Origin of the sequence: Fundidesulfovibrio putealis DSM 16056 (assembly GCF_000429325.1) — a bacterium.
Taxonomy (GTDB): Bacteria; Desulfobacterota; Desulfovibrionia; order Desulfovibrionales; family Desulfovibrionaceae; genus Fundidesulfovibrio; species Fundidesulfovibrio putealis.
In genome coordinates, this window is record NZ_KE386885.1 from 232,823 (window position 1) to 250,354 (window position 17,532).

Annotated in this window: 15 protein-coding genes; 6 read left to right on the forward strand and 9 right to left on the reverse strand. The window is 62.5% G+C overall.

The genetic code is table 11. The annotated features are described in order from the left end of the window. Positions 1–690 precede the first annotated feature (690 nt). Positions 691–2,661 (forward strand): B12-binding domain-containing radical SAM protein, encoded by a 1,971-nt coding sequence (locus G453_RS0117790; protein WP_027192117.1) that lies wholly within the window; start codon positions 691–693, stop codon positions 2,659–2,661. Positions 2,662–2,833: 172 nt separating this feature from the next. Here G453_RS0117790 and G453_RS0117795 read toward each other — a convergent pair whose 3' ends face one another. The 9 genes from G453_RS0117795 to G453_RS0117835 all read right to left on the reverse strand — a co-directional run bounded on the left by G453_RS0117795 (position 2,834) and on the right by G453_RS0117835 (position 10,380). Continuing rightward, positions 2,834–3,094 (reverse strand): hypothetical protein, encoded by a 261-nt coding sequence (locus tag G453_RS0117795; RefSeq protein WP_027192118.1) that lies wholly within the window; start codon positions 3,092–3,094, stop codon positions 2,834–2,836. Positions 3,095–3,200: 106 nt separating this feature from the next. Continuing rightward, a complete protein-coding gene (locus G453_RS0117800) occupies positions 3,201–4,109 on the reverse strand; it encodes an ADP-ribosylglycohydrolase family protein (RefSeq protein WP_027192119.1) in 909 nt (302 codons plus the stop codon). A 78-nt stretch (positions 4,110–4,187) separates the two neighbouring features. After that, positions 4,188–4,613, reverse strand: coding sequence for a response regulator (locus tag G453_RS25020; RefSeq protein ID WP_051272589.1), 426 nt, complete (start codon positions 4,611–4,613; stop codon positions 4,188–4,190). A 107-nt stretch (positions 4,614–4,720) separates the two neighbouring features. Beyond that, a complete protein-coding gene (locus G453_RS26695) occupies positions 4,721–5,074 on the reverse strand; it encodes an EF-hand domain-containing protein (protein WP_051272590.1) in 354 nt (117 codons plus the stop codon). Positions 5,075–5,139: 65 nt separating this feature from the next. After that, positions 5,140–6,048, reverse strand: coding sequence for a DUF475 domain-containing protein (locus G453_RS0117815; protein WP_027192120.1), 909 nt, complete (start codon positions 6,046–6,048; stop codon positions 5,140–5,142). Positions 6,049–6,075: 27 nt separating this feature from the next. Next, positions 6,076–6,666 carry a manganese efflux pump MntP gene (locus G453_RS0117820; protein WP_027192121.1) on the reverse strand — a complete coding sequence of 197 codons (591 nt, stop codon included), beginning with the start codon at positions 6,664–6,666 and terminating at the stop codon, positions 6,076–6,078. Between the two features lie 166 nt (positions 6,667–6,832). Further along, positions 6,833–7,075 (reverse strand): hypothetical protein, encoded by a 243-nt coding sequence (locus G453_RS0117825; RefSeq protein WP_027192122.1) that lies wholly within the window; start codon positions 7,073–7,075, stop codon positions 6,833–6,835. 148 nt (positions 7,076–7,223) lie between these two features. Further along, positions 7,224–7,901, reverse strand: a complete 678-nt coding sequence (locus G453_RS0117830; RefSeq protein WP_027192123.1) for a CBS and ACT domain-containing protein — start codon at positions 7,899–7,901, stop codon at positions 7,224–7,226. A gap of 541 nt (positions 7,902–8,442) precedes the next feature. Beyond that, complete coding sequence (locus tag G453_RS0117835) at positions 8,443–10,380, reverse strand: hypothetical protein (protein WP_027192124.1); 1,938 nt, start codon at positions 10,378–10,380, stop codon at positions 8,443–8,445. A gap of 405 nt (positions 10,381–10,785) precedes the next feature. On the opposite strand from G453_RS0117835, the gene G453_RS25030 reads away from it, so the two are divergent. The 5 genes from G453_RS25030 to G453_RS0117865 are packed head-to-tail and all read left to right on the forward strand — an operon-like array spanning position 10,786 to position 17,528. Further along, positions 10,786–13,212, forward strand: coding sequence for a Lon protease family protein (locus G453_RS25030; protein ID WP_043646323.1), 2,427 nt, complete (start codon positions 10,786–10,788; stop codon positions 13,210–13,212). A 7-nt stretch (positions 13,213–13,219) separates the two neighbouring features. Further along, positions 13,220–13,990, forward strand: a complete 771-nt coding sequence (locus G453_RS0117850) for a hypothetical protein (RefSeq protein WP_027192125.1) — start codon at positions 13,220–13,222, stop codon at positions 13,988–13,990. A 52-nt stretch (positions 13,991–14,042) separates the two neighbouring features. After that, complete coding sequence (locus G453_RS0117855; protein ID WP_027192126.1) at positions 14,043–15,872, forward strand: triose-phosphate isomerase; 1,830 nt, start codon at positions 14,043–14,045, stop codon at positions 15,870–15,872. Continuing rightward, entirely contained in the window at positions 15,844–17,016 is a 1,173-nt protein-coding gene (locus G453_RS25035) for a potassium channel family protein (protein ID WP_043646636.1), read from the forward strand. Before G453_RS0117855 ends, G453_RS25035 begins: the two co-directional genes overlap by 29 nt. After that, on the forward strand, positions 17,013–17,528 hold the full coding sequence (locus tag G453_RS0117865) for a cyclic nucleotide-binding domain-containing protein (protein WP_027192127.1): 516 nt from the start codon (positions 17,013–17,015) through the stop codon (positions 17,526–17,528). Before G453_RS25035 ends, G453_RS0117865 begins: the two co-directional genes overlap by 4 nt. Positions 17,529–17,532 lie beyond the last annotated feature (4 nt).

A 17,532-nucleotide genomic window follows, 5' to 3' on the forward strand; every position in this document is an offset into this window, starting at 1 on the left:
TCAAATATGAGGCCTGAAGCGCGCAAAGCCGCGCTTCAGGCCTTGTTTCTTGAAATTGCCGTATGCTCCGTGGGTTAAGGCTGGGATTCCCTACTGTTGAAGGCTCCCGACCGGCCACTTGCGTCCGCGTCCTGCCCTGCCATTCGCTTTGGCAGGGCGCGCCTTCATTGTCGCAGAACGCATTTTCAGCGCGGCAGAGCGTGCGTTCGACAGGGGATGGGTGCTGTCACGGTCGGGTTCTGGCGGGCGGGCGACGAATCGTCTTCAAATCGGTTCGAGCCCGCCCGCCAGGACACGAACGGGACAGCACCCTGCGCCAGCCACTCTCGCTCACGATGATTTCAAAAATTAAACAGCCCAGAAACGCAGCTTTGCGCGTTTCTGGGCTGTTATACAAGATAAAGCACTAAAATAAATAACTTTATGCAAGAAAAATTCTGCCTATCGCCAACGACCAGCCAACGCTTGCGTGCACGACCGAACTTCTCATTGATATGAAACTGATGCTCCCCCCCGCACAATGTAACTTCCTGTGAAATTCACGCCTCAAGTATGTGTTATGAGCACATCATTTCATATGCTTATCGCCAAACAGACAGTGACCACTGTTCATTCAATGCCTTCCTAAGCATTCCACAACACATTCAGTTCGTAAGCCTTCCATTGTATCCGCATTCCAAGGTGTCCTCTATGAGCTCAAAAAAAAGACTTCTGCTCATCAATCCGCCGTCGAATCTGAACTCGGGCACTCAGCTTCACCTTGAAAACCTTGGGCTGGCGTATCTGGCGGCTTCTGTCCGGAAACATCTTGGAGATTCTCATGATGTTTATCTCTGGGATTGCGCCCTGGTTGATCCAAAACTGCTTCACATCCAACAACTGTTGGATTCCACAAGGCCCGATTACGTTGGGCTCTCCCTCACCGCGATGAACGCAGACCAAGGGAAGACTCTGGCGCGGACCGTCAAAGAGTACAATCCCGGAACCAAGGTGCTCATCGGCGGCATCTTGGCCTCATCGCTTCCCGCCGAGGAACTTTCCTGCTTCCGTCCAGACGCCATCATACGTGGAGAGGGGGAACGCACCCTCCCTGACATTCTCGGGGTTCTTGACGCGCAGACTTGCCCTTCCCTTCTCGAGGTCTCCCAGATGCAGGCCCTGGATGTGGACAGCCTCAGCTGGCCCGCGAGGGACATGCTCCCCTGGCAACTCCTGCTGCACCCGCAAGCCAGCATGTCCGCTTCTCGAGGCTGTCCTTTCCACTGTAACTTCTGCAGCATTCCGCAGCCAGGGGGCACGAGAAAGTGGCGCCCGCGCGACATTGAGGATGTCGTGGAGGAGATGGCATATATCAACAGGGATTTCGACGCCTGCCACTTCTACTTCGTCGACGACAACTTCCTGCTGCAGACGGCGGCCGCGTTTGAACGGGCCGAACGATTCGCCGAACTTGTCATGAAGAAGCTGCCTCCGGTGCGCTTCGGATTCATGTGCCGATCAGCCGCTGTCGACGAGACCCTCTTCAAGACACTCAAGCGGGCAGGCCTTTCTGGCGTGTTTCTAGGAATCGAATCCTTTTCCCAGGCCGTGCTCGACAGGTACGAGAAGCAAGAAACCGTGAAGGAGCACCTCCAGGCCATGTCAACGCTGAACAGGTTGGGTATTACAACCAACCCGGGATTCATCTTTTTCGATCCCTGGACAAACACTCGTGAGATTAACGACAATCTTTCCGTGATGACCTCGTTCAGCATCCCTTCGCTGCAGTCTGTGAATTCGAAACTGACATGTTACCGGGGTTCCAAGATAGAGAAGAGGATTCCCCCGTGCGTCCAAAAACAGGAGGAGCAGACCGGCATCAAACAGTATGACTTCCAGCACCTGGAAGCTCACGAACTCTTCAAGCACTGCTGCTCCCTGTTCTATCAGACGCTCCCAGCCTTCCACGATTATGCCATATACCAGAGGCACAACTACTGCGTCGCCTACATACAGCCATACCTGCTGAACACCGGCCGTGAGTCCCTGTTTTTATCATATTACGACACGTGCCAGTCCCACTGGAAAAAGGGGGACGACGTCATACTCGAGCTCTTGCAGAACTTCGTGAACGTACGCGCGCAAGACATGCGAACCGTAAAAGAAGTGGTGGCTGCGCGGGCCGTACCCCATTGGCGGGAAGGAAACACCATGGCGGAACGATATTTCCGGCTGGCCAGGATAGTGCTGCTGCGCCAGGTGGCCGAGGCGGAACCCGGCCAGGCCAAGCTGGCCTCATTCGCCTTCACCTCACCCTTCAGCGGCCTTGGAATTGATACCCTCTTCAGGGAAGCAGCAGAGAACCGGACCATAAGCCCACTCGTGCTGGCCCATATTCTCCCCTTTTATACGGGCGACAACGCGGCAGAATACTTCTCAAGGCTCATGCGATGTGATGACGAAGCCGTCGCCGTCGCTACCATCAGGTCAGCCCTGCTCTGCTTTTACGCCCCCATCCTCGATGCGGCACAAGAACACCTCTCGCGCAGAAGTGAACCTATAGGGGAGGCTTTCTCTGGGATTCTCCGACGGGCAAAGACACTTTTCGGCCTGAACTACCCCTGGTATATCCTATCATGCTCACAGCCGGGCTTTCCGCCGTCACCCGGCGGGCAGGCGTGAACGAGAGTGGGTAGCCGAAGTTTGCCCCATCCAGCCCTGACCGGCATCCACGAGCAAGATCTATAAGCAAATCGCCTCGTTATGCGAAGCGAGCTGAGGGTCCAGGGGGATCATCCCCCTGGCGGGTCCAGGGCGGAGACCTGGCCGGGTCTGGGGCGAAGCCCCGGCATGCCTAGTTCCAGCCAGCCTCTTTTTCGCAGGCCATGCGCTCGTTGGGGTGGGTCTTTTCCCAGGCGCTGATGGAGAGCGTCTCGTTGTTGTCCATCTTGTTGTTCATGCAGGTGCAGTACTTGGTGACAACTTCCACGGGCACCTTGGCGTCCGCGTTGTCAGAGATGCACTTGGCGACCCACTTGGCGTCGTCGGAACCGGCAAAGGCGTTCAGGGCGGAAAGAGACAGCATAAGCCCCATCAATACGAGAACTTTCTTCATGTGGAATGCTCCTTGTTTCTGGCTTTGCGTCAGGCAAGCCTCGTAGTCCTTTGTGTGCCGAATAATCCGGACTACGGCAAGAAAAATTCCGACTGAGGATGTCTACTTATCCCAGGCGAGCCAGCAGCGCCTCTATCTCGTCCTTCTTGGCAAGCGCCCCCAGCCAATCCTGAGGGATGCCCCCGATGCCGGACTGGGCGCACAGCACCATGCCCACGATCATGTTGCGCGCGGCGGAGTCTCCCCCGGCCATGGCGGAATCGACCAGCGCCTCGGCAGGCGCGCCCTGATGGCGCGCAATGAGTTGCACCACGGACTGGAACGCTCCGTCCACGTGGCAGCTCTGCCCGAAGCGCGCGATGGCCAGGATGGAGTCTTCAGAGGCGGCGTCCAGCCCCTGCTTGAACCAGCCGTGCAGCGGTGAGCCGGGGAAGCGGCCTTCGAGCGCAGCAGTCATGGCGTCGATGGGGGATGAACCGGAGAGTACTGCGTGTGTTGTGCGCGCGAAGAATTCGGAAGCGTCCAGGACTTTGCCGTTATTGTGGGTCATGGCGGCCTGGGTGCGGCAGGCCGGGATCAGGGCTTCGAGATTGTCGCGGTACGCGTAGACCAGCGGGGCGATGCGCGCGGCCGCCGACAGGTCGTCCGAAGCGGACCCGGCGTCCAGGGGTTCCCACCCGGCTGCCAGTTGGGAAAGCGTGTTGCGGGTAGCCCGGTCCACGTAGCCGGTGTAGCCGCCCTCGAACATGGCGCGCCAGCGGGAGGAGAAGTCGGCGGGATCGAAGCCGGATTTGTCGGCCACGCACTGGAGAAGAAGAAGGGCCTGATCGCCGTAGTGGGTGAAGTCCCCGGCCTGCCTGGTGGCATGGTAGGAACCGGGTGCCGGTGCCTTGAGCCCGTCCAGGCGACCGTGGGTTTGGGCTATCAGGCCCTGATCGTAAATCCAGTGCACTCCCAGGGCCAGCGAATCGCCTAGGAAAGAGCCCAGCACCATGGCTTTGGCGTTGTCTGTCATTGCGTCATCCTCCTGGAAGTGCGCCGAGTGTAGCGCGCCCGGAAGGCTGAAGCAAGGCGGATGGGGATAATTCAGGCGTCAGGCGTCGCCGCACGGAGACAGCCACGGCAAGAGCGCCTCCAGGCTGAGCGGTTTGACCAGCACGGCGTCCATGCCGCTTTCCAGGCAGCAGGCGTGCTCCCTGTGTCCGCTGTGGGCGGTCAGGGCCACGATGACCGTGCACTGTCCGGGGGCGTGATGCTCGCGGCGGATGCGCTCGGCGGTCTCGGGACCGCTCAGCCCCGGCATCTCCACATCCAGAAGGATGAGGTCGTAACTGGCTGCGCAAAGCTCGGCCAGGGCCGCTTCGCCGCTCTCCACCACTGTGGCCTCATGCCCGGCACGGCTGAGGATCATCCCGGCCAGACGCCGATTCACCTCGTCGTCGTCGGCCACCAGGATGCGACGCCGGGGAACTGCTTCGTTGCCAGCGGGAGGGCGGGGGACGCTGCTTTCGTGGGTCATGGGGGAATCCTCTTGCAGGGCGGCGCAGATGCGAAAAACGCGCAGCCGGAGTGGGCAGAGAAGGGAGGAGCGGGCGGACCGCAGCCCGCCCGCGATTCTCGCGCCTGTTACTGCTGAGGGGCGGCAGCTTTTTTGGCTTTGCGGGCCTCGGCCTTTTCACGCGCCTTGCCGCGCGCGGCCGTGAAGTCTTCCTTGGTCAGGTAGCCCTTGTTCTGGGTGTCCAGCTTGTCGTAGCGCGCCGCTGCGCGCTTCTGGGCGGCGGCCATGAACTCTTCCTTGGTGACCTTGCCGTCTCCGTTGGCGTCCAGCACCTTGAAGGCTTTCTCGCCGGTGGGGGCGGGAGCGGCGTCGTCAACGGCGGGAGCGGGGGCAGGGGCGGCTGCGGGAGCCTGGGCCAGGGCCATGCCGGAGAGGCTGGCGGTCAGAGCGAGAGCGAACACGAAGGCGATAACGCGTTTCATGGGGTACTCCTTGAAAATTTGCCCAGCTATAAAGATTCCGCCAAACCTTGTCCAGCTTCCGCAAATCAACGCATGGCCACGCGCGACTTGAAGAAGAAGTAGGCCACAACGATGATGGTCACCACCGGGGAGACCCAGTGCGGGATGGGTGCGCCGAAGGCGTCCAGCACCATGATTGTACCCAGGAAGAGCACCGAATACATGGCTCCGTTTTTCAGGAACAGGTATTTTTTGATGGTCTCGACGTTGCGCACTGTGAGTTCGCGCACCACGTACGCGCCCAGGCCGTTACCGATAAGGATGAGCGGCACGGACAGGGTGAAGGCGAAGGCTCCCAGCACGCCGTCGATGGAGAACGTGGCGTCGATGACCTCCAGATAGAGGATCTTTGCGATATCGGAGCGGTGCGAGTGCATCAGCTCCCGCTCGCTCTGCTCGGCGTTCTGCTTGAACCCGTGGGTGATGAAAAAGGCCGTGGAACCCACCACCGCGCCGAACGCAATGGCCGGGTTGATCTTGAGGGCGTACCAGACCACCACCGTGAGGATGAGCGAGGCCACGGCGTAGAACCACACGCCCTGGCGCATCAGGAAGCGCTCGCCGGGCAGGCCGAAATTCTTCTCCTCCAGGAACACCCAGTGGAAGAACAGGAACACCAGGAATATGCCGCCGCCCATGAGCAACGGCGGGGACGCCAGCCTGACGGCCTCCAGGACGCTGGGGTCGGAAGAGAACGTGGCGGTCAGTGCCTCGATGGGGCCGAGCCCCGGCGTGACCACCCACACGATGAACCACGGCAGCAGCCCGCGCACCGCGAACACCGCGATCAGGATGCCCCACACCAGAAACCAGCGCCGGTACTTGGGGCGCATGGTGGAGAGCACTTCGGCGTTTATTATCGCGTTGTCGATGGAGCTTATGGTCTCGAACAGGCACAGGCCGACGACTGTCAGCGAAGCGGAAAAGATATCCATGGCAGGCCAGTTGGGTATTTTGGAGGGTTAGGACAGGAATGCCGAAAGCGCGTCGTGCTCCAGGAGGATCTTCACCCCGATGCCGATGAGCGTCACTCCGCCCACGATCTCGGCGTAGCGACTGACGGCGCTGACGTGCCCGGCCATGCAGCCGATGCGCACGCCCAGGGCCGTGATGGCGAAGCACACCACGCCGATCACCAGGGCCGGGAACCAGATGGGCTCGTTCAGCACCGCAAAGGACAGGCCAACGGCCAGCGCGTCGATGCTGGTGGCCACGGCCAGGACGATGAGCTGAAAGCCCCTGGTGGGGTCCTTGGGCGGGCATTGATCGTCCGTGTCCTCGCCCTTGAGGGCCTCGTAGATCATCTTGCCGCCCACCAGGGCCAAAAGGCCGAACGCGGCCCAGTGGTCGAAGGATTCGATGTAGTCGCGCACGGTGAGGCCGAGCATCCATCCGGCCACGGGCATGGCCGCCTGGAACACGCCGAAGGCCAGCGCCATGCGCAGCGTCTGGGAGGCGCGCGCCTGGCGCAGACAGATTCCCGTAGCCAGGGCCACGGCAAAGGCGTCCATGGCCAGGGCCACGGCTATGGCCAGGAGGGTCAGGAAAGGCATGGGAAGTCCTTGGGGGTGCTGCTTTGGGGCGTACGCCGCGAGCCCGGAAAGCTAGCAGCAGGGGGCGCGATGGGCAAGCCTTTGAGAGGCTGCCGGGCGTTAAAACGCCGTCGCGCCCGCCTCCTGCCGGAGACGGGCGCGATGCGCGGGTGCTGGCGGGCCTTGGCTAACGGCAGGCGCCGTGCCAGGCAACCAGGCTGAAGGGGATGTAATCGTTGTCGGGGTCCTCGGCGTAGCGGACGCCGAGCGGGGAGCCTTCTTCCGCGTGGCGGATGCAGCCGGGCGAACCCTTGAAGAATGTGCACTCATTGTTGTTGCACACGAGGATCTCTCCCCAGCCGGACTCGGGCGGCCCGAGCCAGGGATCGAGGGCGACGCCGCAGTGCGGGCAGCAGCGGGTATCGGACATGGCGGACTCCTTGAAATCGATGGTTGGCGGACTTGAACGCCGCGCCAGTGATGTATGCACGAACTCCCCGGTGTCAAGACTGCCCGGCCCGCACGGCCTGAATAAGCCGTACGGGCTGGGCGCCTGGAAACGTGTCCGCCGGAGGCGGCTAGGGAATGATGGGGTTCAGGTTGTCGCGTACCCAGTAGAGCAGCGTGTACTTCTTGGACATCTCGTCCACCAGGGTGGTCAGCACGGCCTTGTCCGGGTCCTGGATGCGGATGTACACGTCGCGGCGTCCCTCGTCGGCGTGGGAGAAGGAGGTCAGGACGCTTATGACCCGCGCTTCGTAGGTCTTCAGGTCGTCCAGCACCGCCTTGAGCGAACCGGGGGCGTTTGGCAGGCTGAAGGCCAGCTGCACGCCGCCCTCGGTGACGCCGGTGATCTGCACCAGCACCTTGAAGACGTCGGAATCGGTGATGATGCCGACCACCTTCAGGCTCTCGTCCACCACGGGCAGGCCGCCGAAGTTGTTGTTCATCATGAGCACGGCGGCTTTTTCCACGGTCTCCGAGGGTTTGACCGCCAGGGGGGTCTTGGTCATGATGTCTTTGACCTTGATCTCGGAGAGCAGGTAATAGAGCTCGTGCATGTCCAGCGAGGTGGCCTTGGAGGGCGAGGCCTCCTTGAGGTCGCGGTCGGACACGATGCCCAGAAGCCGACCGGAATCGTCCACCACGGGAATCCTGCTGATCTTGTGTTCGCGCATGAGCTTGGAGGCCTTCATCATGGAGGTCTCGGGGCCCACGGTGATCACTTCCTTGGTCATCCAGTCGCGTATAAGCATGAGCTGTCTCCTTTCATGCAACTAGGCTCGCCATTTGGAGAACATAGCAGAAGGCGGTCGCCGTGGGCAACGCCTCCGGGGCGGTAGGATTTGTATTTTTTCGCCTTTTCGTCATTCTTTTTCCGCGCGTGTTCCGCCCTCCGTGATGATGGCTTCTCTCAGCTTCTCTCCATACGCGATCGATTCAGACTCGCTGGCCATTTCCGTGACCTGCCCGGATTCGCACTCTGTGTCCGGGTTTGAGTCGGCCTCGCTCGCGCAAAGAACGCAATTGCCACGAGGGGTTTGTGATGTTCCGTTCTATCGTTGTCGGTTTGATTTTGCTTGTCGCGATTCCGGGTTGCGCCGAGAACAGGACTGTAACCATTAGAGGCCCACTCCTCGTTGGTACGAGTGACTCCGGAATTGTTGGCCTAAGCCACGGCGGCGTCTTCTTGACAGGTCATGAAATTGCACAAACAATATTCTCAACCTGTATATTCAAGACTGAATGTGAGACTATCGACATCCAGGACACATCGAGAACAGTTACCGTATTTGATTATTTTCCAGTCAGGTAAATCATCATCGGTCGCGACTTGTTGAAGTAGAGTTGTGAGTTGCCTTTCAAATGAAAGGTGATGCGTATTCTGTCACCGCGTGTGGCAAAGTGCTCGGAAGCGTGCATCTCCCAGATGCCCGACCATTCACGACCAGGAAGCGTCGGGCAAATCCAAGTCCGCTCTAAGCCCTCAGCCCCACTGGACACCGTAATGGAAAGGCTGGATCCGTCGGAGTGGTTCAGTCTGGGGAAAAGGGACAGCTCGAGTTCCTTAATGCTGGAGCGTGTCTCCACCTCAACGGTCAGGTTCGCGGGCAAGGCCTGGTCGTGTGGTTCGATGTGATCCTCGGCAACCCGGATGTTTTCTTCCGCCAAAAGTTTCATCGAAACATCACCGACCTGAATCGGCAACGACAGGGAGGAGATTGGAACGATGGAGTCTTCGGGGCGCGGGGCGTAGAGTTCATACTGTCCCATGACCCCCTGAGAGGCATAATAGCCTGACATGAGCCACGTCATGTTTTGGGGGATGAAATTGTTGGACAAGACTATGATAGCGTATTCACGGCCTGCAATGTTCCGAGCCAACGAAGAGTCCGAAAAGGCCCAGAATCCGGCTTTCTCAAACAGACCGAGCTCAATGGCGTCGAAGAACACCAGCTTGGATTCAAGCCCCTGCCCCAGAAACAACTGCCCACCCTCAGTGTTCACTAGAATCGGCCCTGGCGTCCGGCGCAGGCGTTCCATAAGTCCTTCGCGCACGCCGGAAAATTTGCCCAGGTGCGGATTGTCCAGAATCGCCCGGGAAAACGTGTGCCCGCCGTCCAGGTTCACCAGGATGAACAGAACTGCTGCAGCGAACGACCCGGCTTTGGGGAGGCGCACGAACCTTCCGGCAAGCATGCCGAGGCAGGGGTACATGAGGATGATCAGGCCTAGCGCGTAATTGTAGTCCGCGCCCCAGGTGCCGAGAAGGCGCAGGACGAAGGGCAGGTTGAGCAGCAGGAGCAGCAAGGCAAAATCGAGCCGCAGTGACAGGAGACAGGCGATGGCCCAGCCCCCTGTGAGCGCTGTCTTCCAGGCCGTCACTTCCCACAGCGTGCGCGCGCGGCCCAGGAGGTTTTCCATGGTAAAAATACCGGGGACCTCGCCCATGCGCGCCGGATACTCGACGATGTCGGTGAAAAACTGTCCGTGGGTCATCTCGTTCAAGACAAACCCCGGCACCACGGTAAAAACGGCCAGGGCCCACAAATAGGTGATAAGATTGCGCCGCTCTTTCGGACCCTTGAGCAGGCCGTAGAGCAGGGTTCCCAGGATGAAGGGCAGGGTTTGCTGTTTGGTGAAGAGAGCCATGGCCGCAAGTAACGCCGCCCAAAACGATTCCCGAGGCGTTTGCGCCCGCAAGAACAGGTATGCTCCGCCGAGAGCTAGCGCGTGAGCCGTCATGTCCGGCCGGGCCTGCGCACCCCAAGTGGTGAAGGCGTCGGCCAGAAACGACAGCCCGGTGATGGCGGCGATCAGCCGGTTGCCCGTGGAGTGATTGGTCCAGGCCATGATCAGGCCCGCCACCACGCCGGTGGACGCCAGGCTCACAAGCCGTCCGGCGAGCAGGAAATCGTCGGTCGCATGCGCCGTGACCAGGGTGAGCAGGTGGTACAGGGGCGGATAGATGGTGACGATGAAGGACGTGCCAGGCTGCACGGGATAGATGGAGGCAGCGTTGCCCAGCATCCAGGCCTTGACCGCTTCACGCCCCTCCATGGGGTTGACGAAGTAGGGATGGGCCAGGGTGTACCATTCGTAAATAAGCCGTTGTGTGAGTCCCTTTGCCACCAAGGCCGTGAGAAGGGTCGCCGCGCAGCCGATTAGCAGCAGCCAGAATGCTTGCGACGTGCGGACCTGAGGGACTCTCCCGGATGAAGGAAGGATGTGCATAATGAAGAGCTCGCGAGGGATTCAGATACTTCGAATGGCAATGCGTAAAATCAATAGCTTAATATGCCATAGGAACTTATGCAGCACAACGTGCAGCTTTGTGCTTGCTTACGCGAAAGGCAGGCCATGGAGATCGAGCTGTTGCGGGAGAAGCTCGCCCGCATGGAGCAAAACCGCCCTTTGGCTCACAGGCGGCCGAGGAAGCGAGCCGTACCTCTTCCGCCTTCGCAGGCAAGCCTTTCGGCGTGACCAGGGTTTGCCGCATCTGGGACGTAGCCCGTTCACGATCACGACCTGCCCTGGCCTTTGCATTCGCGAACTTGCCCTCAGGCCCCGCCCGCGTTATTGTTTCCGGTAGCGCCCGCAGCAGGGCGGCCAAGCCTTGAAACCCCAACCCAACACTCCATGCCCAAAATTTCCTCGCTTCCCCTGGACAGGCTCCGTGCCGTGTGCCCTCCCGACGCCATCCCCTACGCCGACAGCACCGAGATACCGCAGGGCGGAGCCTCCATGGCCGAGCTCCAGCCGCGCGCGCTCTCCGCGCTCGAACTCGGCCTCACGCTCACCGGACGCGAGTACAACATCTACCTCGCGGGCGACCCCTACCTTGGGCGCACCTATTTCCTGAAGAGCTTCCTGACCCCGGTGGCCGCCAACGCCCCCACCCCGCCGGACATCGTCTACGTGCACAACTTCGACGACCAGGACCGCCCCCAGGCCCTGCTGCTGCCGGCAGGACAGGGCCGCGTGCTCAAGGCCGACCTGGCCAAGGCCGTGACCGCCATCCGCGAGGAGATCCCCACCCGCTTCGAGCAGGAGGGTCACATCGCCAAGCGCCAGGTGCTGGTGCGCGATTTCCAGTCCGCCCGCGAGGACCTCTTCGCCGAAATGGAGGAGCGCGCCCAGGACCAGGGCTTCAACCTGGACGTGGACGAGCAGGGCGGCCTGACTCTCTACCCCCTGGTGGAAGGCAAGGTGGTCAGCGACGAAGACTACGAGCGCATGGACCCCGAGACCCGCAAGGATTTGAAAGCCCAGGGCGACCAGATCATGACCGACATGGGCGGCTACCTGCGCACGCTCTCCGCCGAGGACCGCGCCTACCGCGACCGCGAGAAGAAGCTGGACCAGGAGACCGCCGCCGAGGTGGCCGACTACCATCTGGCCGGGCTGCTTACGGCCTTCGAGGCCAACCCCGAGGTGCTGGCCTTCGTGAACCGCGTGCGCCAGGACGTCATCGAGAACTACGAGGGCTTCCTGGCCAAGGAAGCCCCCCCGGCCATGCCCCCCGGCCAGCCCGACCAGGGCAACACCGGAGACGCCCTGGAAGAGCGCTACGAGGTGAACCTCTTCGTGGACAACTCCAAGAGCGAGGGCGCGCCGGTCATCATCGAGGACCACCCCAACCATCACAACCTGCTGGGCTGCGTGGAGCGCGAATCCGACTTCGGCGCGCTCTACACCGACCACACCCTCATCAAGCCCGGCTCGCTGCACAAGGCCCTGGGCGGATATCTCGTCCTGCGCATCGACGACCTGGCCCACGGCGGTCAGGCCTGGGAGGGCCTCCTGCGCGCGCTGCGCTCCGGCCTGTGCCGCATCGAGGACCCCACCGAGGGCGAGCAGGTGCGCACCCGCACCATCGAGCCCCAGCCCCTGCCCGTGAACGCCAAGGTCATCCTGGTAGGCTCGGACGAGGCCTATGAGATGCTTCTTTACGGCGACGAGCGCTTCCAGAAGCTCTTCAAGCTCAAAGCCCACCTGCAGGACCACGTGCCCCGCACCCCGGAGAACGAGCTGCGGCTTTTGGGCTTTTTGGGCCGCATCATCGCCGAGGCCGACCTCAAGCCCTTCAACCGCGAGGCCCTGGCCGCGCTGGTGGAGCAGGCTTCCACCCTGTGCGACGACCAGTCGCGCCTGACGCTTCGCCTGCCGCTCCTGCGCGAGCTCATGTGCGAAGCCTCGGCCCTGGCCACCCTGCGTGGCAAGTCCCTGGTGGACGGCGAGGTGCTGCGAAGCGCCCGCGACGCCCGCATGTTCCGGGCAAACCTCCTGGAGGAGGAGTTCATCGCCGAATACGACCGGGAGATGATCAAGGTCGCCACCACGGGCAGCGCCGTGGGCCGGGCCAACGGCCTGTCCGTTCGCATGTACGGCGACTTCGCCTTCGGCCTGCCGCACCAGATCGCCTCCACCGTGGGCGTCGGGCACGGCGGTATCCTGGACCTGGAACGCGAGGCCGAGCTTGGCGGCCCCATCCACACCAAGGGCATGATGATCCTGAAAAGCTATCTGGTCAGCCAGTTCGCCCAGGACAAGCCCGTGGTGCTCACCGGCAGCCTGTGCTTCGAGCAGAGCTACGCCGAAGTGGAGGGAGATTCGGCCTCGGGCGCTGAACTGGCCGCGCTCCTCTCGGCGCTGTCCGGCGCGCCCATCGATTTGTCCTTCGCCTTCACCGGCGCGGTCAGCTCCTCCGGGGCCATCCTGGCGGTTGGCGGCGTGAACCAGAAGATCGAGGGTTTCTTCGAGGTCTGCCGCCGCCGGGGCCTGACCGGCAACCAGGGCGTCATGATCCCCAAGGACAACGTGGTGAACCTGATGCTCAAGGAGGAGGTGGTGCAGGCCGTGGCCGACGGCAAGTTCCGCATCTACCCCCTGGAGACCATCGAGCAGGCCATGGAGATACTCACCGGACTGCCCGCCGGGCAGCGCGGCCCGGACGGCAAGTACCCCGAGGGCACGCTTTTCAAGCTGGTGGACGACAGGCTGGCGGCGCTTGCCTCGCTTGCCTTCAAATGGGCCGGAGCCGGCCGAATCCCTTTCGAACCGTGAGGCGATAATGTCCAAAGCCTGGATCACCGAAAAGCTGCCCGAGTTCGTGCGCGACATGATGCGCGACTTCTGCCTCTCCGCCGACATCCTGGAGAGCCAGTTCACCATGTTCGACCAGGCCAACCAGGTCTCCTTCGAGGTGCTGCACGACCTGGTGGGCGAGGAGATGAACAAGGGCCTGTTGTGGCGCCTGAAGGACACGGCCCACCACCTGTTCAGGAACGACTCCAAGCCCGGCCTTTCGGGTCAGTTCCTGGACTGGTCCATCGGCTACGTCTTCCACGAGACCATGAAGCTCAAGGAAGACGCCTACCAGCAGCAGAACTACGGCCCCTGGTTCCGCGAGCTCATGGACCGCGAACTGCCCGAGGCCGAGCACCTCATCTCCCGCGAGCTGTTCCAGGTGGTGCTCCAGACCAACGAGTCCATCCGGCGCGAGATCGCGCGGGTGCGCTTCTTCTTCTCCCAGTGCAGAAAGCTCATGCTGGTGTATCTTACCGACCAGGGCGAGAATCCGCTTCTGGGGCGGTTCCTCTTCGAGCAGAACGCCCTGGTGCGCAAGATCTTCGGCCAGGACTACGACGCCCTGCTGGCGGCCATCTATGGCGACTCCCCGGAGCTCATGTACATCATGGCCTCCCAGAGCCTGCGCCAGGGCGGCTGGATGACCCACGCCCTGGAGGCCGTGGAGCTGGCCCTGGCTGCCAGCCCCTCCAGCCCCCGCGTGTTGCGGGAAAAACAAATCGTTGATACCTGGACACAGAGAATCAAGGCCTGATGCCGCTCGCCAGCTTTCCAGCGCCTTTGCCCCCAAGGAGGATATCCCGGTCATGACCCTCATGCATCTGAACCGCACCACCCCCCGCCTGCGCCTGGACAACAGGGAAACGCCCGAACTGTACCGGGAGCTCTTCCCCTACACCAAGGTGAGCCGCGTTCCCTTCGACGACACCATCGTCATGCCGCGCCCGGCCGAGCGGATGTTCATAACCGATACCACCTTCCGCGACGGCCAGCAGGCCAGGCCGCCCTACACGGTCAAGCAGATCGCGCACATCTTCAGCCTGCTGCACAAGCTGGGCGGGCACTCCGGGCTGATCCGGGCCAGCGAGTTCTTCCTCTACTCCGACAAGGACCGCCGCGCCGTGGAAGCCTGCCAGAACATGGACTTCCGCTACCCCGAAGTCACCGGCTGGATCCGCGCCAACAAGAACGACCTGAAGCTGGTCAAGTCCATGGGCCTCAAAGAGACCGGTATGCTCACCTCGGTCTCGGACTACCACATCCACCTGAAGCTCGGAAAAGACCGCGCGGCCGCCATGGCCGACTACCTGGAAGTGGTGGACCAGGCTCTGGAGTGGGGCATCATCCCCCGCTGCCACTTCGAGGACCTGACCCGCGCCGACATCTACGGCTTCTGCCTGCCCTTCGCCCAGGCCCTGATGGAGCGCTCCCGCGAGGCGGGCATCCCCGTGAAGATCCGCCTGTGCGACACCATGGGCTACGGCGTGCCCTACGCCGGAGCCGCCCTGCCCCGCAGCGTGGCCAAGCTGGTGCGCGCCTTCACCGACGAGGCCCAGGTGCCCGGAGAATGGCTGGAGTGGCACGGCCACAACGACTTCCACAAGGTGCTCATCAACGCCTCCACGGCCTGGCTGTCGGGCTGCGCCGGGGCCAACTGCACCCTGCTGGGCTTTGGCGAGCGCACCGGCAACGCCCCCCTGGAGGCCATGATCATCGAGTACATCTCGCTCACCGGCGAGGACGACGCGGCCAACACGCCGGTCATCTCGGAGATCGTGCGCTACTTCGAGGAGGAGCTTGAGTACAACGTCCCGGCCAACTACCCCTTTGCCGGACGCGACTTCAACGCCACCTCGGCGGGCATCCACGTGGACGGGCTGGCCAAGAACGAAGAGATCTACAACATCTTCGACACCACCAAGATCCTCGGCCGCCCCGTGCCCATCATCATCACCGACAAGTCGGGCAAGGCGGGCGTCAGCTACTGGATCAACACCTCCCTGGAGCTCGCGGGCGACGACCAGGTGGACAAGCGCCACCCGGCAGTGGACAAGATCTACAACCGCATCATGGAAGCCTACGAGGCCGGGCGCAACACCTCCTTCTCCAACCAGGAGATGAAGGCCCTGGTGAAGCGCTACATGCCGGAGCTGTTCGCCTCCGAGTTCGACCACCTGAAGAAGCTGGCCCACACCCTGGCCGCGCAGCTGATCCTCAAGCTCTCCGAGGAGATGTGCATCCGCCAGCTCATCAGCGAAGACGCCATGTTCTGCATGGAGCGCTTCCTGGGCGAGTACCCCTTCATCCAGTTCATGTACCTGACCGACACCGAGGGCAAGATCGTGGCCCGCAAGGTCTCCGACCCTGCGGACCGGCCCAGGTTCGCCTCCATGACCGTGGGCGTGGACCAGTCCGACCGCGAATGGTTCCAGCGGCCCATGCAGAACGGCAAGCTGCACATCACCGACTTCTACACCTCGGCGTTCACGGGCAAGCTCTGCCTGACCGTGTCGCTGCCCGTTGCCGATCAGAACGACAAGATAACGGGCGTGCTCGGCGCGGACATCCGCTTCGAGGAGTTGCTCAAGCGCCAGGGCGACCTGGAGTATGCGAACGATCTGGGCCAGATGGACTGATAACCCGCTGGCCTGGCCGCTGGCCTTCATGGGGGTGATCCTGACCGCTTCGGCGATCGGGTTCGCCCACCTGGAGGCCCACACGCAGGCCGAGCCGGTGGGTTTTTTCGAGGGGCTGTGGTGGGCCGTGGTCACGCTGTTCACGGTGGGCTACGGCGACTTCGCCCCCAAGACCATGTCCGGCAGGCTGCTGGGCATGGGCGTCATGGCTTCTGGCATCGGCCTTGTGTCGGCGGTCACGGGTTCCGTGGCTTCGGCCATGGTGGAGCGCCGCAACAAGAAACGACGGGGGCTTCTGCCTGTGAGCGCGCAAGGTCATGTCCTCATCCTGGGCTGGAACTCCCACGGGGCGCTGCTGGTTGAGCGGCTGCGCCGCATGCCGGAATTCGCGCGCGCACCCTTCGTGCTGGCCGCCGACATCGACCCCGCCCGCTTCGAGGAGATCTCCGCCCTTCTGGACCTGGGCGCTGATTTGCACTTCGTGCGCGGCGACACCTCCCAGCGCTCCGTGCTGGAGCGCGCCAAGCCGGATCAGGCGCGCCTCATCTATATTTTGCCCGGCGAGGACGTCACCCCCGAGGAGGCCGACAACCGCAGCGTGCTCACGGCGCTGACCGTGCGCGCCCAGGCCCCCCGCGTCACCTTGTACGCCGAAGCCCTGCGCGACCAGAGCCGAGACCACCTGATGCGCGCCGGAGTCACCACCGCCCTGGGGCGCGAGGAACTGGCCGGAAAGGCCATGGCTTTTTTGGCCGTGCACCCCGTGATGCACGACGTGCTCTATACCCTGCTGACCGCCGGGGCAGCCGGGGCGGGACAGCTCGGGAACAGCACCGGGGGCGGGCTGCGTTATCGCCCCCTGACCCAGGTCGAAAAATCCCAGGGCTGGGCCGAGGTGGTCCGCAACACCCTGCAAAGCACCGGGCAGCTGCCCATGGGCGTCTGCCGCCTTCCGCACGAACTGAAGCTGGAGGACGTCCTGGACACCTCCCAGGCGCTTGACTCCTACATCATGGAGCTGTTCCAGGCCGCAGGGCGCAGCTCATCCCTGGGCCAGCAGGGGCCGCGCGTGGTGCTCAACCCCGGCCCGGGCGTGGACCTCGCCGGATTCGACGGGGTCATCTTCCTGGACAACCAGTCATGAGCCAGCTCCGCCTGGAATCCATCAGCCTTTTTGCGCATCTGACCCCCGAGGAACGGGAGCTGGTGCGGCCCATTTTCTTCGAGCGCGCCTATCCCGCCAATTCGCGGGTGATCACCGAGAACGAGGCGGGCCAGGAGATGTTCATTCTGGTAAGGGGCAAGGTGCGCATCGTGAAGACCATGCTCTTGCCCGGCCTGGACTCGGACATCCTGGCTGGCAAGGACCCGAGCAAGGTGCTGGCAACGCTCACGGGAGAAGCGCACCCCGTGTTCGGCGAAATGGGGCTCGTGTCGGACAGCCCCCGTTCGGCCACGGTGGAAACCCTGGAGGAGTCGTCGTTTCTGGTCACGGACCGGGAGCGCTTCTTCGGGCTGGTGGAGCGGGAGCCGCGTCTGGGCGCGCGCCTGCTGGCCTCGCTGTGCGAACGCATGGCCGAGATGGTGCGCTCCTCCAACGCCGAGGTCATGAAGCTGACCACGGCCCTGGCCCTCATCCTTTCGGGAAGGCGGTGATCCG